The sequence below is a fragment of the Bacteroidales bacterium genome (genome assembly GCA_031275285.1).
Taxonomy (GTDB): Bacteria; Bacteroidota; Bacteroidia; order Bacteroidales; family UBA4181; genus JAIRLS01.
In genome coordinates, this window is record JAISOY010000072.1 from 22,783 (window position 1) to 47,153 (window position 24,371).

Below are 24,371 nucleotides of genomic sequence, written 5' to 3' on the forward strand. Positions count from 1 at the left end.
TGAAAAGATTCCTTTTTTATTTTTATATGGTGTAATATCAAGTCAAAATCAATAGGTTATACCAGGGAAATCTTTTCTGGCCTGTTCCAATTGTTGATTACGTCTTTCCGAGCTTCCGAATGCATTATCGGCCAGGCTAGCAAGATCAGCTTTTGCTGCACCGCTCCAGAAGTGTACGAACTCACCCCAGTTCATTCTCCGGTCATACACTTTGGTATTTCCGTCCATTTTGGTTGGAAAGTGCTCCGACAGTAATTTGAAAAAGCGGTTCAACACCTCACTTTTTCCATAATCCTCCCATATGGGATAAAACCAGTTTTTGAACCATTGCGTCCCTGCCTGGGGAAAATCATCAGAACCTGTCTGCATCATATCATACCAGCGTTTCGCGTGCCGGTTCATTCCCAGACCGACATATACGTCATAAATATATATCTCCATCCATTTACTATCACGCCATATAGGAAAAGCAGGAGATTCTCGGATACCATTACCGGCACCTTCTACAATGTGTCCTATTTCATGGATAATAATATCCATATCGTTTCCTGTCCTGGATATCCAGGCCTGTTTGTTCAGGGAACCACAATCAATCGTATTCCTGTGATCGTGACTGGCATCCAGATAGGTGGCAGGATGTCCCCCACTATATTTTCCGGTATGGAAAATAGCATATAAGCGTCCCTCTTCGCCAAAGGATCCGTATACTTTTTTGGTATAGGTCCACACATTCCTGACAAAAGAAAAAGGCCAGTCCATGGAAGTATCTACATCATCGTCATAATAAACAGCAACCTGATCATCATAATATACCCTTTTTACCAACTGGTCATGTTCGAACCAATGTTCCTTCCAGGTCAACGGAGGAGCCGGCGGCATAACGATACCTTCACTTTCCATATACTCCGACCACAGATCATCAATATTTTTACCTGTCAGTTCCGACCAGATATTGTTGGTATAAGTGTGGTCACGCATCACAATATCCAGTTGATCGATGATCTTTTTGTGCTTTTTCTCCAACCAGACAAAAAAACGGGCAGTGACCCGGTAGGCATTGGTATAATGTTGCCCGGTCCTGACATCCGGAAGCGTCCACCCGGCTTTTTCATTATTTACACCATACTTATAACGGACATAATCAGCGATACCTTCCGTCAGCCACATAGGACCCGGAGTCCTTCCATAAGCCTGGACAATGTGCATCACTTCATGCGTTACCACATCGATATCCTCAGGGTTCTTCTTAAACCAGGCTGAAGAATATACTACCCTGTCCGAGGATGTTGCTGCAACTCCATTATAATCAGGATCAATGATAAATGTCACTTTTTTTACAGCATTTCTATTGAACCTTTTGACCAGTTGAGGATATACTTCGAAGAAAGTTTCCTCCATTTTTTGTTTTACCTGTTGATCAAAGGAAGCATCCTTATTGATAAAAATCAATGTAAGGCCCTTACGGGAAATAGAATCCCTGGAAACAGATGTTTGATTACCGAATACCTCAGGAAAGGATGAACAGGTAAGCATCCAAACAGCACAAAGAAAAATAAACCGTATATTCATCATATAAGTAATATTAATAAATTAGTGTCATATTCAATAATCGTAATCTATTTGATCAATGCGATTTAAGAAAATAATAAATAGCACTGAGTACTTAATTGTAAAAATCCGCCCAAAAATACTTGATTTTTCCGATCGGCAAAATGAATTTACTCATATCATTCCAAAAATTCGACCGGATGAAGATTTTTTCGTATCACTAAGTATACTTACCTTTATTCGTCATGAATCAGGATCAGATACAATATCTTATCACTCGCTGTAAGCAAGGAGATACAAAGGCGTTCGAAACTTTGGTCATCGAATACCAACCCCTTGTTTTTCGCCTTGCTTTCAGGTTGCTATGTGATGAAAACGAAGCAAAGGATATGGTCCAGGAAACTTTCATCAGGATATGGAAGCATCTGAACAAATATGATCCTGCATATCGATTCTCCACATGGCTGTATAAAATTACCGGGAACCTTTGTTATGACAGGCTTCGTTCCATAAAAAGACAGATAAGGGCAAATTCTTTACCTGATCTTCCGAATGATCCCCCTTCCACGGAAAATATTGAATCTTCCCTGATCAATAAAGAATTGAAAGATTGGATCCTTTATTTTACAGATGAACTCACTCCCAAGCAAAAACTTGTCTTCACACTTTGGGATATCGAAGGATTGGTGCCTGAAGAAATAAAAGAAATAACAGGAATGTCGGCGGCCAAAATCAAGAGTAACCTCTATTTAGCAAGAAAATATATCAAAAATAAAATAGATACATTATCATGAAAAGAATCACATACGATAAACTGACAGAACATCTGAAAAATACACCTCCGGTATTTGAGGACCCGGATGTTACCAGTGAGGCAATCATGAACAAAATTGCCTTCATGTCCCGAAACAGGAAAAAGATCACCATCATGCGTACGGTCGGCTGGCTATCGGGAGCAGCTGCATTTTTACTGATTTTTCTGCTGATACAGGAAGTTATTTATCCGTACCAGACTGAAAAAACTGACCATCTTATTGTGCAGAGCATACATGAAAAAGATGATGGGGAAAAAGTCACCCGGAAAAATAAGGAAATCATTTCGTCGATCATTAAAGACAAACTGGAAAATACAGCCAGAAAAAAACAGATATATGCATCCTTACACATCAAATAATCAATCCATGAAATGTCCATAAACATAATGGTATACCAACATGATGAACAAAATCGGACATTAAATGTAACCTAAAAAAATAATTTTATACAGATGAAAACCAATCACTTTTTCAGAATATGTGCGATCTCCATTTTGGGGATTTATCTGTCGTCATGTAGTACCAATTACAGGATGACCACCAGAATCAACGAAGACGGATCGCTGGTACGAGAAATATATGCAAAAGCTGATTCCGCCTTTCTGGCGGGGGATATGACGCATAATCCTTATATGTTCAATATCGATTCAGGTTGGAGAATAGAACCGGTAAAAACGATGAATACCGATTCTGTTTCAGCATATCAGAAAGATTATTATGTGAAGATCAGCAAGAATTTTTTGTCCGTAAAAGATCTGCCAACCGGACTGCAGTTTGACGAAATCCTGCGTCCGGTAGTGGTCCCGGACGAATCACTCCAAAAACATTTCAGATGGTTTTATACCTATTATTCCTTTAAAGGAATATATGCAAATATTTCCGGGAAAATCCCGGTATCTATCGATAGGTTCATGAATGAAGCAGAACGAAGAATGTGGTTTCAGGGCGATTTTTCCACATTTGCAGGAATGAACGGGTTTGAGATGAAAGAAGAGATGGATGAGATAGAGAAAAAATTCTGGACCTGGTATTCCTACAATATGTATGAAGCTTATTACGATGCGATCGTATGTTTCGACAAGCAGTCGGGTAACAGTCCGTACCTGTCGAAACTTAATGAAATCAAGGAAAATATATTCCAGATATATATAAATAAAGGTACCAGCATCGAAAATTTAGATATAGAGCTTTCTGATATTGCCAAAATCCTCGACCGGCATTTGAATACCGGTTATTATTCCGAATTATGCCGTAAAAATGAGAAAGCCATCTTAGAGGTATGCGGTGAAAAGGTCAAATATATAGAAAACCTGATCAATACTTTATTTGATAAGCATATTGAATATGAACTGATCATTCCGGGAAAAATTATCCATACCAATGCGCCATTGTCCAAACAAGACACACTGGTCTGGAAAGTCGATGCCATGCGGTTGGTTGCAGATGATTATACCATCGTTGCAGAATCACGTATTGTTCATATATGGGCTTTTATTGTCACAACCTTTTTTGTGATCCTGGCAGTATATTGTTTTGTCAGATTAGGCCGATTGAAAAAATAATCCATCCCTGATAGCAGTTTTTCCTATTACTATTCATGCCTGTCACCATAAAAGTTTTTTATAACTGATTTAACAGTAAAAATTGGATGAAAAAGTAAATTTTGTCTGCGAATAGCACTTTTCAATTCTCAAATATCGCCATTCGTATTAATCAGGCTGGGTTGTGGACTAAAATGTTTCTTCCGCCAAAATGATACGGCTACCCAGGTAAACAAAAAGACCAGTAATCCGGCAACCACGGCCAAAGCAATACTTCCGACCAGATATTGGAAAAGATGGTGCTTCACATAACTAAATGAAATAGTGTCTATGGTCACCGGTGAAGCGTATTCCCCGATAAACCATCCCCCCATAAGGAAACTGCCATATAAAATAATAGGGATCATTGGTGGAATACTGATATTAGCAGCAATAAAAACAATGGTTTTATTTAATTTCATGATATAGGCAAGCGTTAATCCCACGATAAGTTGATATCCCCAGATAGGAACAATTCCCATAAAAACACCAAACCCGGCTGAACAAGCAATACGCAACGAGGTATTTGCCCGGTTGGAAAACTCACGACGGAAAAAGCGCTTAAATCGGGCCCAGTTCAGTCGCCTGATCAGGTCACGGGGTTTAATCCATAAAAAGGCAATCAGCACCAAAACCGTATTTAACAAACTGATCCGAAAAAAATCACGTCCCGGACGGAAGTGGGATATCCGGCTTTCTTTAGGCTCATAGTGTACCTTTACAGGAATCCACTTAATACGGATTTTCGCCCAGGCTGCCCGGACCAGCACTTCTATTTCAAACTCATATTTTGAAGTAAAAAAACGAATATTTTTCAACCGCTCAACAGGATAGAGCCGGAATCCGGATTGGGTATCAGGCAAAGCAACCCCTGTCTCGAGTTTGAACCAGAAATTGGAAAACCGGTTCCCGAAGCTGCTCTTTTTAGGTATCCCTTCCTGCTCCATATTTCGCACCCCGACAATTAAATTATCAGGAAATTTCCTGATCAAATCTGCGAATAATGGAATATCGTCAGAAAAATGCTGCCCGTCGGTATCTATAGTAATGGCATAACGGAATCCCATAGCTACGGCCCTTGCAAAACCTGTTCTTAAAGCAAATCCCTTACCGGAATTCTTCTTTAGATGGATCACTTCAAGATGCATCTGGTTTTCAAATGCAGTATCCTGAAGTTCTGACAGGATATCGGCAGTATGATCGGTAGAGCCGTCATTTACCACAATGATATGTGAAACATAGGCAGACGTATCTATCAGCACCTGCTTCACTGTCTGGGCATTGTTGTACGTAGGGGCAACCACACAACACCTCAAATTGTGCAGTGATGTACGGCACGTCTGGGCTGTGGGATTCAATATCTGGTGTTCTGTAAAATCAGGCATAACAGGTTAAAAGCACACATTGTTTTCTAATGCAACTCCGGAAACATTTACATAAATGTGCTTAAAATCATTTAGTTTCATTGGAAAAACTTAATTAACTCATTATGAGTTCCGGTCAATCACAAGGTAAAAGTATATATTATTATTTTAATTCCATGGCAAAATCTTTCATGGTATCCTAAATAATTTTGACAGATAAAAGTATTTTAGATAAAATTCCGGTACTCTTATATGATTTGAAAACATCCAATTATTTTTCAAATATTTGATCATCTTAATATTATTTTCCATACATTTGTATCTCCTTGTTGAAAGGTTCAGAAACAGAAATACCTTACAACATTTTATTATTTAATTTTTTAACCAGAAGCTTAATATCATGAAAAAAATCGTTGTAGTACTTTCAGTAGCATTAATGATGGTTTTGGGTTGTAATAATCGGTCTCAGAACAGTTCAAAGACATCTGAAAATCAGAAAAAAACAGCAAAAACCGAGTTCAATTATCATGGAAAATATTTAGGAATATTGCCATGTGCAGATTGTGAAGGAATAGAGACCGAGATTGAATTGAAGAAGGATCAGACTTTCATTAAAAAAACCAAATATCTGGGTAAAGGCGATCAGAAAGTTTTTGAAGTGACAGGAAAATACAAATGGGACGATGCGCAAAGTATGGTCATACTGGAGAATATTACCGACGCTCCCAATAAGTATTATGTCACCGAAGGAGCCATCACCCAATTGGATATGGATGGGAATGTCATTACCGGGGACAACAGCATGAAATACAGGCTGGCAAAAACACTATAAGATACTTTAATAAAACTGAAACTATGGCATTACATGTAGTAAAAGCAGACAAAAGCGAAAGCGTTTTTGATGCATATGCACAACCTGTTTCGGAAGATTCCATTCCGAAATTTAAAATGAGTGAACAACCTAATGATGCAAAGGTGGTTCAAAACCTGATCCTGGATGAATTATTGCTTGACGGCAACGCCAAACAAAATCTGGCAACCTTCTGCCAGACTTACGCCGAAGAAGAGATACATACCATTATGGACAAGTGTCTCGATAAAAATATGATCGATAAGGATGAATATCCCCAGACGGCAGAGATTGAGAACCGTTGTGTCCATATACTGGCTGATCTGTGGAATTCCCCGCAAAGTGCGACCACCATCGGATGTTCCACCACCGGATCCAGTGAGGCTGCCATGTTGGGCGGGCTTGCTTTGAAATGGAAATGGCGTCAGAAAAGGCAAAAAGAAGGGAAACCGACTGATAAACCCAACATCATCACCGGACCGGTACAGATTTGCTGGCATAAATTTGCCCGTTATTTCGATGTGGAAATACGTGAGATCCCTATGGAGCATAACCGTCTATTGATGACCCCGGAAGAAGTCATTAAAAGGGTCGATGAGAACACTATCGGTGTAGTTCCTACTTTTGGTGTTACCTTTACCCTACAATATGAAGATGTAAAGGCCATCAGCGATGCCCTGGATAAATACCAGAAAGAAAAAGGCCTGGACATCCCTATCCATGTGGATGCTGCCAGCGGAGGATTCCTGGCTCCTTTTATCCAACCCGATATTGTATGGGATTTCAGGTTACCCCGTGTTAAATCCATCAATACTTCAGGACATAAATACGGACTATCCCCATTGGGAGTTGGTTGGGTGGTATGGCGTGAAAAAGCTGACCTTCCAGAAGAATTGATCTTCAATGTGAACTACCTGGGAGGAAACCTGCCCACATTCGCCCTTAATTTTTCGCGTCCCGGAGGCCAGATCGTTGCCCAGTATTATAACCTGATACGCAACGGAAAAGAGGGCTACAGGCGTATCCAACAGGCCTGTCTGGAACATGGGATCTTTATTGCGGAAGAAGTAAAGAAATTGGGACTGTTTGATCTGTTGTATGATGGAAAAACAGCCATCCCCGGTGCGGCATGGATGTTAAAAAAAGAAGTTGATCCGGGATTCAATCTATATGACCTGTCAGACAGGATGCGCATGCGCGGATGGCAGATCGCCTCCTATTCGCTCCCGGCCAATTGTCAGGACATGGTGATCCAAAGGGTACTTATCCGGCACGGATTCAGCCATGATATGGCCCAATTGATGATCGACGACCTGAAACGCTGTATCGATTATTTCAAAAAAAACCCGGTATCCCACAAAGCAACAGAAAAGGAATCCTGTGTTTTTCATCATTAACCTACTTTTTTTACCCCTTGTCTAGTTATTATTAACCACTACATTTTTTAGATGGGTTAATGCCTTAAAAGAAGCTGAATCAAAATTTGGTTCAGTTTCTTTTGATTTTGTGACTGGAGGCAACAAAAACAAATAAATAGCTCTATCACAGGAACCTATCCCATAATTTATAATAGTTAAATACTTGTTGTATCTGTCTATCGTTCCCATTTTGGTATACATTAGTGAAAAACAATGACAAGTCCTGTGATCTTTGTATGGTGGTACAATAATTTTCAAACTTTTCAGGCATACGGATCTTTTTAGCAGACGTATCGTTTAAAAGAGCCATGGCCTTAAACCAGATATCATCTGCTGAAGGAGCCAGCCTTATGAATAGTTGCTCATTGGTTACCTCTGTATTTAAGGATCGGGGAGGATAAAGTATTCCACCAATACCTGTGGGAAAATTTAAATGGGAAATATCTTCTTCACGGATATCCGACTCCCACTCATCATACGGTTTTAGTAATCCCTCTTCCGTAAAAGATATCCTATGACCTCTTCCAAATAGAATTACATCAGGAGAAACAAGATGGGCGTGAACAAAACGTTCTATAAAATCCCTTGCATAGATCACATCATCATCTACGGTAATTATTGAGGCAGAAGGATAAGCGGTCAGGGTTGGGATTAGTTTTTTATAGGATTTCAGGTCTTTACAAAACTCAACAATTAAACCGCGGTCCCGCATTCTTTTCAGAATAACAGGAAGATTGTTTTCACAAAACTCATCTTCTGCCAGCCATAAAATGATTTTATTGGCTTTGATCGTCTGACTAAACAAACTTTCGATGACGACAGCCACATCGTATATCCTTTTTCCATAGGTGGTCAAAGAGACTATCAGTTCATTCTTGCCATGAAGTTGATCTGTAATTCCCATCTCACAGGAAGTATATGCCATCTTTTCATAATCAAGCATTTTGGTTTGATATTCCATCTCTTTACTGATGACATAATTTATATATCTCAGTATTTCTTCATGCATCATCTTTTAATAGTATTATCGGCAAAGCCTATGTATCTACGATATTGGTGATCCCTCATAAATTGAACTAAAGGTCAGTTTTGCCAACTGACCTTATCCATGAGCAAAAATAGAACAACTACTACATAAAACCTATTATTCCCAAAATAATTTTCACTTACTCCGGATTACGACCAATCAATATAAGTAAGTTTTATTGCCCCTGATCCATTATTTGAAGATGAATTGGCATTATTATGCAAATTTGAAGGATGTACCGGATTTGTAGTCCGGCTTTAAATAGCTATATTAATGATAAACACACACCTCAATTAATTCAATATATTATAAAGAGACGCTTACTTAGTGTATATTCCAGGTAATTTTAACATATAAAAATAATACTTTTATATTGGTTGACAACAATATATTTCTACAGAAATGACACACCGATTGATAAATTACACATTTGATAAACAATACATTACATACTTTTTATTAAAAATCCTTTAGAGCAGGTTTTGTCGAAGATGTTGACGAACCCTTAACAAGGGTTCTATTTTTCTTTCCCATAACACTTAATCAATCATTCGCAATGTTATATTTTACTAATTAATGTTTTGTTGTTATTTACGATCGTATTCCATGCAACATTGCAACATTGCCCATGAAAAGCCGCCAACATAATTTCCTAATCCTGCATTGTACGGATTCAACGAATATAATAATTCACTGATCTGTTTTTGATCTTCTACGATAGATAAAATCGTTTTACAGATTATTTCGGGCGTCGGGAAACTACAACCTAAAATCAATCGGGTTAAATAAAAATTATTTACATCCGACAATGTCATTGCTTGAGGAGCATCGTCACGTGAAATACATTTTTCTAACATCGGGATTTCATGAAGCATCAATGTCAACATATATTTATCAGAAATGCTCTTTTCTTCCCGATACGAAATTTTCACAATTTCCGGTAATTCTTCATACAGCACATCTATTTCTGGTCGGAATAAACCATATTGTTGAACTGTTTGACAGAAATGAAAAAAATAGACCAGCATTTTACACGGAAATACAGGTAATATATAATTCGTATATTTAGACACCAATATATCATAAAAATGATGTACACAATTTTCGAGATGTTGGTACCATTTATTTTTTGTAAGTAGTCCGGCCGTATTGTATCTATTCCATGCGTATATCCCTTTTGTTGATTCTGATCCCAGATCATCCAGGTTTATTTTTTTTTTATTCTCTTGAAACAAAATAGTATCTATTTCGCAAAAAAGATCTTCTTCAGCCTCTAAAAAATCCTGTTTGATCAAATAATCAATTCCCCAGATAATCCCGGATATTCCATTATTAAATTCTTTCCCAACGTCCGGTTTTATTTCCCGCATGACAATACCAATTAGAATGTCTGCAGATTCTGCCATTTTAGGCTCATTCATGAATCGTGCGTAATGATATAAAAGGATGGCGATACCGGTTTTACCGGACATCAAACCTATCCCAGGCACAAGTGCGCTTATTTTTTTGATTTGCCGAATAAACATATCTCGACAATTAAATATTGCTATATATGAGTCATTTAGCATACTCGTATTAATTCCGGTGAAGATTTAGATAACGATGCGCGTGCAAAAAATTCTGCAACTTTTGTTGTGAATAATATTGGTTTCTTTTATTGGATACTAATAATCGTTCGATCCATTTATCCATCGTTTTTTCATCAAAATGAACATTGGCTTCACTTTTGATAAACGCAAGATGAAGTGTTTTTTCAGTTTCTGTCGGGTCAATTCCAAAAAATGCAAGCTGATTGATACGAATTTGATCCCCAAAAGAAATTTGTTCATGCAGATTACTCGACGATATTTGTCGGGCATGCCGCCTGTAAAACAACACCGGATCATTGATATTGCTGATAGGAAACAATGAAGACGCCCTTACCACCCAATCATGATCAGATGCGTATCTATATGATTCATTGTAATATAACCCATGCTTCCTGACAAGTGAAGTACGTATCATACAGGTAGGATGGTGAAGATAACAATGTAGTAACAATGTTAATTTGATGGTTTCATAATCAGTTTCTCTAAAACCAGTAAATTGCAGGCGATTGTTTAATAATTGATAAGCTCCGCCTATTAATCCGATTTGGTGATCTTCTTCCAAAAACCGGTATTGTTTTTCCAAACGATCAGGAAAACACAAATCATCAGCATCCATCACACAGATATATTTACCGTTAGCAGCTCTCATACCCGTATTCCGAGCCGGATAACACCCCTTGTTTTCAGGAAAATCAATTACTTTCACCCGTTTGTCATGATAGGAATGTGCTATTTCACTACTGGTATCCGAAGAGCCATCGTTGACCACAATCAATTCGAAATCAGGCATGGTTTGGGCGAGTACACTGTCGATGCTTTCCTTAATAAAACTGCCGTAATTATATACAGGCATGACTACAGATATGGCAGGATAAAGTGTGATGCTATTTTATTTTACGTGTTCTGGCTTCAATTTATTTCTTTAACAGTTGTCTTCATTTTGGCGGCCATTTCCATCTGTATTTCCACCTGCTGCTGTTTAACAGGTCCTTTAATGTTTAGCGTCAAATCCGATGAAACCGGGATTCCCGTTTTAGCATCGACCAACAAAATCCCGGATTGTGTTCCGGTGAGTGTGCCTTCCAATCCTCCCCCCGGGTTCAACTCTACAGTTGCTTTCACTGAAATGGTAGCCACACCATCTTTTACGTCTTGCAAGCTGTATAGAGTCTTAATGTCGGATTTTTTGTTCGAAACCCCATAATTGCTTTCTATCGTCCAACTATCGCCCGGTTTTATACCGTTGGAAGGAAAAACTCTGAAAGTTTGCTCAAACATTCCTTTTATTGCGCTTTCGCCGAGCCATTGACTTGTTAGCGAGGAACTCAACTGTGCGCCCATCTCCCCGTCAGCGGCAACTGCCTGTGCAATTCCTACGATAACAGCATCCACGCCGGTAACCGAATTGACCGAACCATCCGGAGCTATGGATAGGACATAGGACTTACCCAAAACACTTCCGAAGATTTTTTCGTGTATCTTGTCTAATGCATTTGGATTTTCGGTCGGTTTTTTCGAATCATAACTCATTTTCATCATGGGACTGGATAAAAGATAGGAAACATCTTGCAAGGAGAACTGTGCCCCGGTTTCTTTTCCATTACTGTTTTGGATATCCATCAGGAAACCCATGGTTACAGTTTCTTCTATGGGAAGTTCCCGCCCCATAGCACTTTGCTTGATGTCCTGTACTATTTCCGTCTGATATGTATACTTTGAGCCCGTTTCGGGTTTAAACGCCAGTTTTACCTGTGCCTGTGTCATGGTTACGCCTAACATTAGGCACAAACCAGCGATGATCGTTCTTCTCATTCTCATTGTCTTATTTGTTTGATTGATTTTTATGTTCTTTCCACTCTTTTACGGTATCTTCCAGTATTTTATTCACCCTTTCACTCCATACATCCCAATTTAACCGTGTCTCAAATTCATGGCGGGAAGATGTACGCAACCGGATATAGTTTTCCCGATCCTGAAAAACAGTTCTGATTTTTTCTGCATACTCCAGCGCGGTTGCATCAGCGGAGAGCAAAAAACCATTTTTCCCCTCACGCACGGGCTGGCTAACGCCTCCAACATTAGCGGCAATAGACGGAACGGCATAGGCTGATGCTTCGCAAAAAACAATGCCATAAGCATCAAATTCTGTGGGTAAAACAAGGAAATGAGATACAGAAAGAATACTGCATAATATTTTCAAATGTTCCGGTTTTGTTTTATCTAAAAATGGAATGATTGTTATATTTTCATCTGCTTCAAGATATTCTTTTGGCTCGGAGCCAATAATCGTAAGAGAACATGGAAATCCTCCTGCGCTCAGTATTCTATAGGCTTGTAACACTTTATCGCCACCCTTTTTCTCCCAATCTCTCCCAATAAAAACCAAACGGCATACATCCATGCCAATATCAACGGTATAATTCGTTGGCGTTGGTATGTTCGCACCCAATTCTACTACATCAATTTTATCAGGATTGATATTATAAACCTCAATAGCTTTGCTTTTTATCCATTCCGAACTATATATAATTCTGAATGTATTGTCAAGTATAAATTTTTCCTGATGAATGGCAGATTCAACATTTCTCTCGTCTGACTTTTTTAAGTGCATGTTCACCTGATCGTAAGTCATATCACTGAAATGAACAAAAGGAATATTAATGTTACAAGGATGTAAAAGCAAGTCACCAAAAAAAAGCAAATCGTAATCAAGTAAATTAATCCGCTCCGATAATAAACTACCTATTTTTTTTACATACCTGCAAGAATCTACAAAAAAATCATTTTGAAAATTTCCTTTACGAAACGCCGTGAGTTGATTCAATAATTCTGTCCCCACTACTTCAACATTATGCCTCTTTTTTAGTTGATGATAAATGTGAAATAAAGTGCCTGACCAGTTATTGATATCTGAAACATCATATCTTGATAAGAAGATAATATTCATTGCGTATCTTTTCTTGGTTTCCACAATTCTGGGTGAAGTCTGAATTGTTTTGCTTCAGGACTTTCGATCAACACAATAATAAATCCACAACTTGCTATTATATTAGATTTTTCAAAAGCAATACTCCCTGCATTAGAAACTACAAGTGTTTGCTCTGTATCATCTTTGCTTTCAATTTCAAAATATCCATCACTAGCATTCCATTTCCCATCGGCTCCAATCAAGCGAACAAAAGCTCCATAAGAACTTCCACTTACTTCATGAAATACATATCCTTTTATTATAAATTCCGACACCATATCATCTCTGCCTAACTCTCGATCAAAAGTTCTTATAGTCTTTTTCCAATATTCTGAGACATTATCAGATGGTTGAATTTTCTGATTTCTCATGTTCACTTCGGCGCCATTTTCAAAGACAATGTCATTACATTTGACGTATTTCCCGTTATTGTACAGCAGTACGGCGTCATAACAGCTTCCTGGCGAAAACGGGGTGAAATAGCGCTCATTGTATTTTATAGTGTCTAACAATAGGGGGTCACAAGATTCTTTGGATATAAAAAACAAATTATGCACACCCGTCCGATCCGGTTCGTCAGGGAGCATAAAACTCAAACTTAAGTCGGGCAATACAACATAGAACATTTTAGGATGCCATTTACTTACAAAAACATTTGAAGTATCTTCCAGAGAGCCTTTGGGATGACCATTTGCCAGTATCGAATTATTAACAATAAACATCATTATCAGCAATATACTTACAACATGTAATGATTTTAATAGCATTTTTTTTATATCCATAATAACATTCCAATAAGGTTTTCATCAATAATAACTTACAAAAGTTTCACATTAAAATTTAATTATCATCAATTATTTTGAGTGAATATTTGCCAACTAACAAATAACATTGCTTTATATTTTAGTAATTTAGAGGAACTAGAGCATCTTTTTCACTTTGAGAAGTTATGGAAAAAGTCACATTATTTTGAGGATCAAACATATTGTACGAACCATCTGAATTGACACTTTGTATTATAAGACAGTGATTTGCATAAGGCTGAATATTACTATTTTTATAATATTCAAAATTATTTGTGTGTCTCATTCCTACCATTCGATTATTAGCACTATTTCCTGCCATCATGTTGTTAGCCTGTAAGTAACCTGACATTGCTTTTCCATCTATTGAGGAATCACCACCATTCTGAGCTAAATATGATATTGCTTGCGCCATTTTTTCTGCATCAGATCCTGAAAATTGAGATGCAAAATAAGCATTAGCAAAAGATCCAGCTGCATCTTCTGAAATACCCGCTCCACACAAATACGAAACACATCTCCAAAAACAGTCATTTTCGTACATGCCCCAATAACAATCCCTTTCCTCTTCAGGAATTACATCCATCGTTTTTGCCAGTTCATCAAGGCTCTTTTTTGTTAATGTTAATTTTTTCATTGTAAAATAAATTAAAAATGGTTGTAGAACAAAATCAAGTTAGTGCCAAATTTAATCATAAATTTTCAAAATTAGCCAACCTGATGAAATCTTTTTAAAGGTGCGCCTTATCAATAGCAATACGATCACAATTTCCGATCTTCCTATCACTGAAGTGAACAAAAGGGACACGGATGTCAAAAGGGTGAAAAAGCAAATTCACTATTGCACTTTTCGAAGAGGTCCACTAGTCGGATTTACAGGTTCCGGATACTCTTCCGACACATAAATTAATCCACTGTTTACCGCTATATTTATTTCCTGATTTATACAACCAATACCAAAAATATTCAGAGGTTGTTTGATATCATCTCCAACGTCAAATTCGAAATACCCGTCATTAGTATTCGTAGCAATGGATTCCTTTTTTATCCCATCTGTGCCCATAGCTGTTATCCATGCCCAAACAGGGCCTCCGGTTATATCATGGAATATATAACCCCGGATTTTTTTTTCTGAAACTGTTGTATAATTTTTACGAATCACCCTATCCTCGATAGCAGCATTAAACGTTCTTAAAGTAAGCCATTTTAGAGATGTTGAATCGGATGGCTGAACATTGTTTTTGCACAGATCCACTTCCGTGCTAGTATTTTTTTCAAAGATTACATTGTCTTTTTTTATATATTTTCCATTGTTATACAGAAGAATGGCATCATATTTTCCTGACAGCCAAGTATAATAACGTTTATTATTTCTGATGGTGTCAAGTAGATGGATTTCACCGGATTTCTTACTTTGGAATAACAAATTGGCAACTCCCGACTGGTCTTTTTCGTAAGGCAGTTTAAATTTTATCTTCATATTTAAACACATAATGTGGATCTCTTCCGGATGCCATTTGAATGTACCGTCAATCGCTACCCTATCTCTCACCTGTCCATTTATGATTTGAACCTCTTCAAGGTACTGTTTGACCGTATCTGCAACTGATGTTTTTTCCAAATTTTTCGAATAAGCAAAAACAGGCTGGGAAAAACAAACAAATATCATTACTCTTACTATATCTATCATAACAATTTATGTTTACTTAGAAAATAGTTATGACCTAAAAATCAAACACTTTTGAAAGCACCTGGTTGATTTATCTCTGATGAGCTAGTATAGAAACTCACACCATTCTGAGGATCAACAATCATAGGGCTCCCGTTGTTGCTAAATGTCAAAATAACGTAATGGCCAACATTGGGGGCGATTGCTCCATACCCATTTTCACCATAGTAATTAAATTTATCTGGATTAATCCAAAGTAATTGCTGATTATTATTGCCTACCATATTTGCTTGCGCATAATTCCTCGCATCAGCTAAATTCATCCCTGCTCCATTCTGAGCTAAATACGATGTTGCCTGTGCTATTTTTTCTGCATCTGATCCACTATATTGAGATGCATAATAACCAGTAGCATAAGATGCAGCGGCCGATTCTGAAATACCCGCTCCACTCAGATAAGCAACACATCTCCAAAAACAATCCCCGTCGTACATTCCCCAATAATTATCCCGTTCACTTTCAGGGATTACATCCATCGTTTTTGCCAATTCATCAAGGCTCTTTTTTGTTAATGTTAATTTTTTCATTGTAAAATAAATTAAAAATTGTATGTAGGTCAAAATCAAAACTGTTAAAGTTAATCATAAATTTTCAAAATTGGCCAACCTGATGAAATCTTTTTAAGGATTTACCATAAGCAGCAACGGTTCGATGATCTGTCAACCATTCAATCGAACGCCTATCCGTACAATCTGTCACGTATCAACTGTCCTATATGCGTATGTGTTTCCTTTATATCCTCATGGATAATTGATCCTTGTTTACCGTAAAAAAATGATGGAAAAATCTGTTTATATCCTGTTGGGTGATCATTTCTTTTTCTTGCAGCATTTTGAAGTTTTCCAAAATGACAGGTAATTCGGGATAGTTTTTCCCGTTGATTTCAGTCAAAAATACAACAATTTCATGAGTGATCTTTTCAATAGACTGTTGTTTTTGCCCGTTCTTCCGCTTATCTGTTGCAAAGTAGTATTGTAACTGTTGCGTATCCACATAAAATTGCCCCCCATGTTTGGCCATTTCAGTCCAAAATTTAAAATCTTCAGCATCGGGATAGTTTTCATATTGTAATTGGTGTTTTTCCAAAAACATTTTTCGAATCATCGCAGACGAATATATGATACAATTTCCCTGTAAAAAATTGAGTAATGGATTTTCTATCAAACCACCGGATCCGGGTACAGAGGATGGATTTTGTGAAGTTTCCATTGACTTTTGATTACCCAGTTGTTTTGTACAGCAACTACAGGCATCAATTGAAGGTTCTGCTTCCATAAAAGCATGCTGAACCTTTAACCTGTTAACATGCATTATATGGTTTGCCTGCATAATGGCGATATATTTACCCGAAGCTGTTTCCAATCCTTTATTCAACGCACTGATACGATCATGAAAATCGTTTCCGGAAATAATATGAATACGCCGGTCATCAAAAGACCGGACAATAGATAGTGTGTTATCAGCAGCGCCGTAACCGGCAACTATGATCTCAAAATTAGTGAAAGATTGAGCCAGTACGCTTTTTATGGCGTCGTGTACATGGCTTTCATGGTCACATACAGGAATAATGACTGACATTTCGCACATAAGCAGTGGTTATAAAAGTTCGGTTTGCCGGTTAACACATAAGATGACAAGCCGTGCCAAACCGGTATAGTAATCTAAAGGTGAAGCTTTGATGTTGATTTCTTTAAACAGGTTTCTCAACATTCCATCTTGGTTTTGAAGTGCAATCCCGTTATGTTCCATATCTGAAAGCAATTTTGCAACATCTATTTTCTCTTTTAATGAAAGATGGGCAAAATGTATATTTCTGGTCCCGTCCGCTATTTGTTCATTAACTATATCATCATATCCTGCGATTGAGTTTCTCCGTACCAGTATGTCTAACTCATATCCAATCGCAAGAGAACTGAGCACTCTGCCTGTTTGATACAAAACGGCATAATTTTCTAATAACACATGCGAAAAGTGTTTGTAACCAGCAAAATTTACTAATTTCAGATAAACTTCATAAATCCTTAAAACAGCCATTTTGTCGTTAATGCAGTGAATGTCAGAAAAATCCTGAAATTGAAGTGTTAAAAATAATTCCAGACCTTCAAAGATTTTTTGTTTGGTTCTTGATAGCCGTTCGTCTTTTGGTTTTATACATGCTGCCTTAGAAAGAAAGTAAATAACCTTCATCGAATTTAACAGCATCTCCGGTTTTTTTTCAACATCTACAATGCTTTTTACTATTTTTTCATACTGTTCGCCGAAAATTTCATCAAAATCAGCCTCTATGAAGTTTTTATCTATCAGGCACATAACAATATACCCTATTCCGGATAATCCGTTCTCAAAGCTTAAATCCCCGGGGTTGAAGATGATTGCCTCCTGAAGCAATTTAAATGCTTCGTTCTCCACATTTTCATTTTGCAAATACCGTGATGCTTCGAACAGGGCCATGGACATTCCTGCTTTCCCGTGATATAAGCCCGGAGAATTTACTAAACAGGTATTTGGTAAAATATGATCAACCAGTTTGGATATGCTTATCATTTTGAATCAAAAAAATGTCTAACTTTACGGCTCTTTAGAAAAATATTTTTTATCTATTACGACTGATTAATATCCATATATTTTAGCAAAATCACCCAAAATGGGGTTTTGGAGTGAACCCGCTTTGCAAGGAAATAAAAAGTTTAGACATGACAAAATCATTCGGGATTTTTTTTATGATTCAACAGTTTATACTGATTTTGTTCAACAACACTGTATATTGTCAAACCTTTGAAATAAGCCTGAGTAAAATACTGGCAGAATATTGTTTTGTCTCTCCTGAAGCCATAAAAGCGAAACTCAATTATGAAAACGCGAATTACAGTTACGAGAATTATAAAAAAAGATTTCTTCCCTCTGTTGCATTTAATCTTAACCCTGCCAATTTTAACCATTCATTCAAAGTGTTACAAAACCCAAGTGATGGTAGTTATTCTTATGTCGATGACTTTTCAAACAATAGTAGCATAGGAGTATCGGTTTCCCAAATAGTAGGCATTACGGGCGGCAGCATCAATATGAATAGTAACCTAAACATGTTGAACGAATTAAACGACAATCGCAAAAGCTTTAGTACAAGTCCGTTCTCTATCGGGTATAGCCAAAAGCTATTTGGCGGGACAACTAAAGATTTTAAACTTTCAAGAAGTATAGAACAGAAAAAAAACGTAAAGGCAGCAAAAGATTATTGCAGCAGTATCACAGGTATTCAACGGGAAGCCGTCAAGCTTTTCATGGATTTGATTTTGGTCAAAGTCTCTATGGATATTGCCTCTAAAAACGAAGCCATTTCAGATACTCTCCTTCAGGCAAGCACTGTAATGTACGATAATGGACGAATGGCGGAGAACGAGTACCTGCAAATGAAAATACAGGCAATCAATGACCATTTTGCTTCTGAAAACTATAAAAAGGAATACGAAATTTCTCTTCGCCGGTTGTTGGATTATTTTGGTATGACCGACAATTATGAAAATTATATGATTGGCCATCCTGAGTTTAACCTTCCATTCTTTTTAGATTTCAGCATAGTAATGGAATATGTCGAAAAGAATAATCCTTTCGCTTTGGAGCAACAGATAAAGAGAATAGAAGCTGAAAGAAACATTCATAATGCCAAGCATCAAAACCGGTTTACAAGTAACATCAGTTTCAATTTCGGAACCAACCAGTATGCTTCCATTTTCAGGGATGCTTATAAAAATATGGCATCGCAACAATCATTGACCATTGGCTTGCAAATACCTGTTTTGCAATGGGGTATCAATAAAAACCATTTTAAGATAGCACAAAATAACTATGAGATTTCCATGATGGAAATCGAAAGGGAATATGTCCGTTCTTACAACGATTTGAAGGAACAAGTCAACAATTATAACCACAACGTAAACCTGATGACTATAGCCAGGTCGTCTTTTGAATTAGCTATAAAGCAATATGAGGTATCCGTTAATAAGTTCAATTTGGGAAAACTGTCCATTTACGAATTGGGAGTCGCCCAGAAGGAAGTATTTACCTCCATGAACAGGTATTATGCAACAATGAAAGAGGTTTGGGACGGGTATTACAGTTTGCGTAATTTAACCTTGTTTGATTTTGTCGAAAATAAGGAGTTAACGGAAACATTACTCCATTAAAAATATAATAAGGAATTATACAGTTAAGCAAACAGGTCTATGAATGAAATTGAACAAGAAAATATGGACAGGGACGAAAATGAGGAGCGGAGTGAAGAAGTACAGGTTATTATTGACCGTATGCCGACCCAAGGAACCACATATGTGGCTTTTATTATCATCATGCTGATTTCCATCATTTTTACTATTGGTTATCTAGTGCGGTATCATGATACGGTTGACGGTCAAATATCAATCACAGCTTTAAATGCGCCGGTAAGGCTTATTTCCAATAGCAACGGAAGGCTGCATTTGCTACATGAAGACGGAACTGCGATAACGAAGGGTACAGTTATTTCCTTTATTGACAATCCTGCCGATTACCATAATGTATGTATGGTTGATTCCATCATAAATTCCTGCGATATTACGAAAATTGCCGGAATTCCCTTGAATGAACAATTAGAATTGGGCGAGTTAAGCCCCGCTTACAGTAATTTTTACGTAGCCCATAAACACTACCACTATTTCATAAGTTCCAACACTTACGAAATACGCCGGAATAGTTTAAGAAGCCAGATAGAAATGGACACTAAAATATTAGGTAATATCCAAAATGAAATATCTGTCCGAAATGAAATACTGAAAATTTCCGCAGAACAACTATTCAAAGATAGCATTATTTTTTCCCAAAAAGCGATGAGCGAAGCAGACTATGTCAGGCAAAAAGCCGAACATCTCGCATCTATTGAAACATACCAGAGATTGCAGACTGAATTGTCGTCCATCCAATCAAGAATAAAAAAGAATACCATAGACATAGGCCAATTGGATGCAGAAGAAAATGAAAACGCCCACAGACTTTGGCTCGAATTGATCACCAACAAAAATGAATTGATCAACCATATTGCAGTTTGGAAGCAAAATTTTGTAACTATATCGCCAGTTGACGGCAGATTGGAATATTTGGATTTCTGGAGGCAAAACAGTTTCGTGCAGAATGGACAAGAATTGTATTCAGTTATCCCGCTGAAAAATGAACTTATCGGTGAAATGATGATTCCCTCGTATGGTTCGGGAAAGGTAGAAACAGGACAACAAGTGAATGTAAAACTAAACAACTATCCTTACGATGAGTTCGGTTCGATAAGAGGGATTGTCAAATCCATTTCACACATAACCAATACAATAAAAACCGATCAGGGTAATGTGGATGCGTACAGGGTAATTGTGGGATTTCCTGATGGAAGTACCACCAATTACGGTGCTAAATTGGATTTGAATTTTGAATCCAAAGGTATGGCTGAAATTATTACAAAAAACAAGCGATTAATTCAACGGCTGTTTGATAACTTGAAATATTCCGTTACAAACGATGAGCACAAAAAACACCAAATTGAACAATAATTAAGAAAATACCAAAACATGATATTGAAACGGTTTCCTGTAGAATACCAAATGGATTCTCAAGACTGCGGTCCTGCAAGCCTTAAGATAATCGCCAAGCATTTCGGAAGGTTTTATTCTCTACAGTTCCTGCGCGACAAATGTGGTCTCTCTAAGGAAGGTGTTTCTCTATCGGATCTGACCATCGGGGCCGAATGTATTGGTTTAAGGAGTCTTCCTATCAGATGTACGCTTGAAGATGTCATATTCAAAGTACCTTTGCCTGCTATCATTCATTGGAATGATAATCATTTTGTTGTGGTATACCATACAACAAAAAAATACGTCTATGTTTCCGATCCCTCAAAAGGTTTAATCAAATATACACATAAGGAGTTCAAAAAGGGATGGTATAAGAAAAACGAAAAGACTGGCGTTCTATTAGCAATAGAACCAATGGCAGATTTTAAGCAAACAACTCAGGAACGACGGGTACATGCAAAAAGCTTTATCAGTATGCTTAATTATTTTGTACCTTATAAACGAAACTTTTCCCTGCTATTTATCATTATGCTTGTTGTTACACTTTTACAGGGCGTGTTGCCGTTCATATCCAAAGCAGTCATTGACGTAGGTATCAAAACGCAGGACATCAGTTTTATCAATATGATTTTGGTAGGAAATATATCCATATTATTCAGTATCACAATATTCAACATTTTACGTGACTGGATTTTGATGCACATCACCTCGCGGGTAAATATTTCGTTGATTTCAGACTATCTGATCAAGTTAATGAAATTGCCGGTCACATTTTTTGAAAACAAAATATTGGGCGATATACTGCAACGCGCCCGCGACCATGAGAGGATACGCAGTTTTATCATGAACAACTCGTTAGCAATGGTGTTTTCCACCCTTACTTTCGTTATTTTCGGAATTATACTATTGATATACAACAGTGTAATATTCTTAATATTTCTTTCCGGCTCCATTTTGTATGTGCTGTGGGTATTGCTCTTTCTAAGCATACGTAAAAAGTTGGATTGGGAATATTTTGAAATTGTTTCAAAAGACCAGAGTTACTGGGTGGAAACGGTATCGGCCATACAGGACATCAAGTCCTACAATTATGAAAAACATCGACGCTGGAAATGGGAGGAAATTCAGGCGCGGCTTTACAGGGTTAACAAACGGGTATTATCTGTGACCAACGCCCAAAATCTTGGCGCTCAATTAATTGAAAATATAAAAAATATGTCTATTGTATTTTTTTGCGCCAAAGCAGTGATTGCAGGAGAAATTACTTTCGGTGTGATGATTTCTACTCAGTTTATAATCGGCATGTTAAACGGTCCTTTAAGCCAATATATTAACTTCATTATATCGGCACAATATGCAAAAATCAGTTTTTTACGTATCAATGAAATCCGTCAGTTAAACGACGAGGACGAATCCTTATCTGTCGGCAGTTCGTGTATCATACCTGAAAAAAAGGATTTACATTTGGAAAACATCGCTTTTCAATATCATGCCAATTCGCCCTTGGTGCTGCAACATATTCATCTGACCATTCCGCAAAATAAAGTAACTGCCATAGTGGGAGGAAGCGGTAGTGGAAAATCAACTCTTTTAAAGCTACTTTTAAGGCTTTATAATCCATCATTCGGTGATATTACGATGGGAGGCATGAACATAAAAAATATCAATCTGCGCACATGGCGAAAAATGTGCGCAGTGGTGATGCAGGACGGTAAATTATTCAGTGACACAATTCTCAACAATATTGTACTTGACGACGAACGCGTCGACTACGAAAATGTCCGCAACGCCTGTCGTCTGGCTCAGTTCGAAGAAGAAATCAACAAAATGCCCAAAGGATATGAAACGGTCATCGGCGAAATAGGCAGAGGGCTTAGTGGAGGACAAAAACAGCGATTACTCATAGCACGTGCATTATATCGTAACCCCGATTTCCTTTTACTCGATGAGGCCACCAATTCATTAGATGCCGTAAACGAGAGCAAAATTGTAGCCGCCCTAAATGATGCTTTCAAAGGCAGGACTGTTGTTATAGTCGCGCACCGGCTCAGCACAATTAAAAATGCCGACCAAATCATCGTATTGAATAAAGGTTTTGTCGCAGAAGTGGGAACCCATGATTCCTTAATGGAAAAGAAGGGAAATTACTATAATTTGGTATATTCACAATATACAGTGGCAGAACCCGGCCCTGTTCCAGTAAAAGAAGAACAACTATAGATAATTCTTCAGGAAGATGGGTTTGACCGACATCTCTGACAAAACCTACTTTATGAAAAAGTTATATCCCATTTTACTTAGCCAGGTATCCGCCATCGACGGCATAAAACCCGCCATTACAGAATGATGCTCTGTCACTGCTCAACCATAATACCAGATCCACAATCTCATCTACTTTCCCCAGTCTTCCCATCGGATGTTTATGCACCAGGAAATCATAACATTCCTTATCACTGGTCAATCCCTGTGTCAGGTGTGTATCTACAAAACCCGGTCCTACGGCATTGGCCCTGATATTGTGTTTTCCGTACTCCAATGCTACATTTTTGGTTAGACCGATCACCCCATGTTTGGCAGCCACATAGCCGCATGAACCGGCAAAGCCGACCTGACCGAGGATAGAAGCCATATTGACGATCACTCCGCCACCGTCTTTCAGCATCTGTGGGATCTGATAATGCATTCCGTAAAATACGCTGGATAGATTGACTTTAATCACCTTATCCCATGCATCGACAGGATAATCCCCTATGGGAGCGCTGGCACCTCCGATACCTGCATTATTGAATGCCAGGTTTAGTTTCCCGAAGTTCTTTACCGCTTCTTTTACCAGTTTTTCACAATCTTCCGGTTTCGAGACATCCGCTTTCACAAAAAGCGCCTCCCCCCCGGACTTTTTTATATTGGCCACTGTCTCTTCGCCTCCTTCTGGCACAATATCGGAAACAATTACTTTTGCACCTTCTTTTGCATAAAGTTCAGACATGGCTTTCCCAAATCCTGATCCGCCACCGGTCACGATGGCTACTTTTCCATTCAATGATTTCATATTGCTTAGATTTAAATGTTTATATAATTGATTTTATGAGATA

22 protein-coding genes are annotated in these 24,371 nt (G+C 37.8%); 8 read left to right on the forward strand and 14 right to left on the reverse strand.

From position 1 onward, the window contains the following. Positions 1–48: 48 nt before the first annotated feature. On the reverse strand, positions 49–1,572 hold the full coding sequence (locus LBQ60_07420) for a basic secretory family protein (protein MDR2037735.1): 1,524 nt from the start codon (positions 1,570–1,572) through the stop codon (positions 49–51). A gap of 221 nt (positions 1,573–1,793) precedes the next feature. Between LBQ60_07420 and LBQ60_07425 the strand changes: the two genes are divergently transcribed. The 3 genes from LBQ60_07425 (at position 1,794) to LBQ60_07435 (ending at position 3,925) form a co-directional block, all read left to right on the forward strand. After that, positions 1,794–2,342 (forward strand): sigma-70 family RNA polymerase sigma factor, encoded by a 549-nt coding sequence (locus LBQ60_07425; protein MDR2037736.1) that lies wholly within the window; start codon positions 1,794–1,796, stop codon positions 2,340–2,342. Then, a complete protein-coding gene (locus tag LBQ60_07430; protein MDR2037737.1) occupies positions 2,339–2,722 on the forward strand; it encodes a hypothetical protein in 384 nt (127 codons plus the stop codon). The genes LBQ60_07425 and LBQ60_07430 overlap by 4 nt, the downstream gene beginning before the upstream one ends. A 93-nt stretch (positions 2,723–2,815) precedes the next feature. Continuing rightward, positions 2,816–3,925, forward strand: a complete 1,110-nt coding sequence (locus LBQ60_07435) for a hypothetical protein (GenBank protein MDR2037738.1) — start codon at positions 2,816–2,818, stop codon at positions 3,923–3,925. Between the two features lie 128 nt (positions 3,926–4,053). Here LBQ60_07435 and LBQ60_07440 read toward each other — a convergent pair whose 3' ends face one another. Then, positions 4,054–5,328 carry a DUF2062 domain-containing protein gene (locus tag LBQ60_07440; protein MDR2037739.1) on the reverse strand — a complete coding sequence of 425 codons (1,275 nt, stop codon included), beginning with the start codon at positions 5,326–5,328 and terminating at the stop codon, positions 4,054–4,056. Between the two features lie 379 nt (positions 5,329–5,707). On the opposite strand from LBQ60_07440, the gene LBQ60_07445 reads away from it, so the two are divergent. Together LBQ60_07445 and LBQ60_07450 are read left to right on the forward strand one after the other, a co-directional pair. Further along, complete coding sequence (locus LBQ60_07445) at positions 5,708–6,139, forward strand: copper resistance protein NlpE (protein ID MDR2037740.1); 432 nt, start codon at positions 5,708–5,710, stop codon at positions 6,137–6,139. 23 nt (positions 6,140–6,162) lie between these two features. Then, positions 6,163–7,554 (forward strand): glutamate decarboxylase, encoded by a 1,392-nt coding sequence (locus tag LBQ60_07450; GenBank protein ID MDR2037741.1) that lies wholly within the window; start codon positions 6,163–6,165, stop codon positions 7,552–7,554. A gap of 145 nt (positions 7,555–7,699) precedes the next feature. Here the strand turns inward: LBQ60_07450 and LBQ60_07455 are convergent, their stop codons facing one another. From LBQ60_07455 to LBQ60_07505, 11 genes are all read right to left on the reverse strand, one after another. Then, complete coding sequence (locus LBQ60_07455; protein MDR2037742.1) at positions 7,700–8,587, reverse strand: hypothetical protein; 888 nt, start codon at positions 8,585–8,587, stop codon at positions 7,700–7,702. 602 nt (positions 8,588–9,189) lie between these two features. Continuing rightward, positions 9,190–10,092 carry a hypothetical protein gene (locus LBQ60_07460; GenBank protein ID MDR2037743.1) on the reverse strand — a complete coding sequence of 301 codons (903 nt, stop codon included), beginning with the start codon at positions 10,090–10,092 and terminating at the stop codon, positions 9,190–9,192. An 85-nt stretch (positions 10,093–10,177) separates the two neighbouring features. Next, on the reverse strand, positions 10,178–11,074 hold the full coding sequence (locus tag LBQ60_07465; protein ID MDR2037744.1) for a glycosyltransferase: 897 nt from the start codon (positions 11,072–11,074) through the stop codon (positions 10,178–10,180). 26 nt (positions 11,075–11,100) lie between these two features. After that, on the reverse strand, positions 11,101–12,009 hold the full coding sequence (locus LBQ60_07470; protein ID MDR2037745.1) for a DUF6263 family protein: 909 nt from the start codon (positions 12,007–12,009) through the stop codon (positions 11,101–11,103). Positions 12,010–12,013: 4 nt separating this feature from the next. After that, on the reverse strand, positions 12,014–13,138 hold the full coding sequence (locus LBQ60_07475; protein ID MDR2037746.1) for a glycosyltransferase family 4 protein: 1,125 nt from the start codon (positions 13,136–13,138) through the stop codon (positions 12,014–12,016). After that, positions 13,135–13,941, reverse strand: coding sequence for a hypothetical protein (locus LBQ60_07480; GenBank protein MDR2037747.1), 807 nt, complete (start codon positions 13,939–13,941; stop codon positions 13,135–13,137). Before LBQ60_07480 ends, LBQ60_07475 begins: the two co-directional genes overlap by 4 nt. A gap of 121 nt (positions 13,942–14,062) precedes the next feature. Then, positions 14,063–14,599 carry a hypothetical protein gene (locus LBQ60_07485; GenBank protein MDR2037748.1) on the reverse strand — a complete coding sequence of 179 codons (537 nt, stop codon included), beginning with the start codon at positions 14,597–14,599 and terminating at the stop codon, positions 14,063–14,065. 201 nt (positions 14,600–14,800) lie between these two features. Then, positions 14,801–15,652, reverse strand: coding sequence for a hypothetical protein (locus tag LBQ60_07490; protein ID MDR2037749.1), 852 nt, complete (start codon positions 15,650–15,652; stop codon positions 14,801–14,803). Positions 15,653–15,693: 41 nt separating this feature from the next. Continuing rightward, the gene (locus LBQ60_07495) at positions 15,694–16,218 is read right to left on the reverse strand and encodes a hypothetical protein (GenBank protein MDR2037750.1); all 525 of its coding nucleotides are present in this window, start codon (positions 16,216–16,218) and stop codon (positions 15,694–15,696) included. 205 nt (positions 16,219–16,423) lie between these two features. Next, complete coding sequence (locus tag LBQ60_07500; GenBank protein MDR2037751.1) at positions 16,424–17,278, reverse strand: glycosyltransferase family 2 protein; 855 nt, start codon at positions 17,276–17,278, stop codon at positions 16,424–16,426. Between the two features lie 9 nt (positions 17,279–17,287). Beyond that, the gene (locus tag LBQ60_07505; protein MDR2037752.1) at positions 17,288–18,115 is read right to left on the reverse strand and encodes a hypothetical protein; all 828 of its coding nucleotides are present in this window, start codon (positions 18,113–18,115) and stop codon (positions 17,288–17,290) included. 269 nt (positions 18,116–18,384) lie between these two features. On the opposite strand from LBQ60_07505, the gene LBQ60_07510 reads away from it, so the two are divergent. Genes LBQ60_07510 through LBQ60_07520 form a run of 3 tightly spaced genes read left to right on the forward strand, consistent with a single transcriptional unit; the run spans position 18,385 to position 23,499 of the window. Beyond that, the gene (locus LBQ60_07510; protein MDR2037753.1) at positions 18,385–19,872 is read left to right on the forward strand and encodes a TolC family protein; all 1,488 of its coding nucleotides are present in this window, start codon (positions 18,385–18,387) and stop codon (positions 19,870–19,872) included. A gap of 39 nt (positions 19,873–19,911) precedes the next feature. Further along, positions 19,912–21,258 carry an HlyD family secretion protein gene (locus tag LBQ60_07515; GenBank protein MDR2037754.1) on the forward strand — a complete coding sequence of 449 codons (1,347 nt, stop codon included), beginning with the start codon at positions 19,912–19,914 and terminating at the stop codon, positions 21,256–21,258. 18 nt (positions 21,259–21,276) lie between these two features. Beyond that, positions 21,277–23,499 (forward strand): peptidase domain-containing ABC transporter, encoded by a 2,223-nt coding sequence (locus tag LBQ60_07520; GenBank protein ID MDR2037755.1) that lies wholly within the window; start codon positions 21,277–21,279, stop codon positions 23,497–23,499. Between the two features lie 73 nt (positions 23,500–23,572). Here the strand turns inward: LBQ60_07520 and LBQ60_07525 are convergent, their stop codons facing one another. After that, positions 23,573–24,328, reverse strand: coding sequence for a glucose 1-dehydrogenase (locus LBQ60_07525; GenBank protein MDR2037756.1), 756 nt, complete (start codon positions 24,326–24,328; stop codon positions 23,573–23,575). Positions 24,329–24,371: the final 43 nt, after the last annotated feature.

What these genes read in the sequence shown, in the direction of transcription:
- LBQ60_07475 (MDR2037746.1), bottom strand. Translation starts at nt 13,138, where the DNA reads ATGAATATTATCTTCTTATCAAGATATGATGTTTCAGATATCAATAAC.
- LBQ60_07445 (MDR2037740.1), top strand. Translation starts at nt 5,708, where the DNA reads ATGAAAAAAATCGTTGTAGTACTTTCAGTAGCATTAATGATGGTTTTG.
- LBQ60_07485 (MDR2037748.1), bottom strand. Translation starts at nt 14,599, where the DNA reads ATGAAAAAATTAACATTAACAAAAAAGAGCCTTGATGAACTGGCAAAA.
- LBQ60_07515 (MDR2037754.1), top strand. Translation starts at nt 19,912, where the DNA reads ATGAATGAAATTGAACAAGAAAATATGGACAGGGACGAAAATGAGGAG.
- LBQ60_07430 (MDR2037737.1), top strand. Translation starts at nt 2,339, where the DNA reads ATGAAAAGAATCACATACGATAAACTGACAGAACATCTGAAAAATACA.
- LBQ60_07490 (MDR2037749.1), bottom strand. Translation starts at nt 15,652, where the DNA reads ATGATAGATATAGTAAGAGTAATGATATTTGTTTGTTTTTCCCAGCCT.
- LBQ60_07425 (MDR2037736.1), top strand. Translation starts at nt 1,794, where the DNA reads ATGAATCAGGATCAGATACAATATCTTATCACTCGCTGTAAGCAAGGA.
- LBQ60_07480 (MDR2037747.1), bottom strand. Translation starts at nt 13,941, where the DNA reads ATGGATATAAAAAAAATGCTATTAAAATCATTACATGTTGTAAGTATA.
- LBQ60_07450 (MDR2037741.1), top strand. Translation starts at nt 6,163, where the DNA reads ATGGCATTACATGTAGTAAAAGCAGACAAAAGCGAAAGCGTTTTTGAT.
- LBQ60_07435 (MDR2037738.1), top strand. Translation starts at nt 2,816, where the DNA reads ATGAAAACCAATCACTTTTTCAGAATATGTGCGATCTCCATTTTGGGG.
- LBQ60_07510 (MDR2037753.1), top strand. Translation starts at nt 18,385, where the DNA reads ATGACAAAATCATTCGGGATTTTTTTTATGATTCAACAGTTTATACTG.
- LBQ60_07500 (MDR2037751.1), bottom strand. Translation starts at nt 17,278, where the DNA reads ATGTGCGAAATGTCAGTCATTATTCCTGTATGTGACCATGAAAGCCAT.
- LBQ60_07455 (MDR2037742.1), bottom strand. Translation starts at nt 8,587, where the DNA reads ATGATGCATGAAGAAATACTGAGATATATAAATTATGTCATCAGTAAA.
- LBQ60_07440 (MDR2037739.1), bottom strand. Translation starts at nt 5,328, where the DNA reads ATGCCTGATTTTACAGAACACCAGATATTGAATCCCACAGCCCAGACG.
- LBQ60_07520 (MDR2037755.1), top strand. Translation starts at nt 21,277, where the DNA reads ATGATATTGAAACGGTTTCCTGTAGAATACCAAATGGATTCTCAAGAC.
- LBQ60_07420 (MDR2037735.1), bottom strand. Translation starts at nt 1,572, where the DNA reads ATGATGAATATACGGTTTATTTTTCTTTGTGCTGTTTGGATGCTTACC.
- LBQ60_07470 (MDR2037745.1), bottom strand. Translation starts at nt 12,009, where the DNA reads ATGAGAATGAGAAGAACGATCATCGCTGGTTTGTGCCTAATGTTAGGC.
- LBQ60_07495 (MDR2037750.1), bottom strand. Translation starts at nt 16,218, where the DNA reads ATGAAAAAATTAACATTAACAAAAAAGAGCCTTGATGAATTGGCAAAA.
- LBQ60_07525 (MDR2037756.1), bottom strand. Translation starts at nt 24,328, where the DNA reads ATGAAATCATTGAATGGAAAAGTAGCCATCGTGACCGGTGGCGGATCA.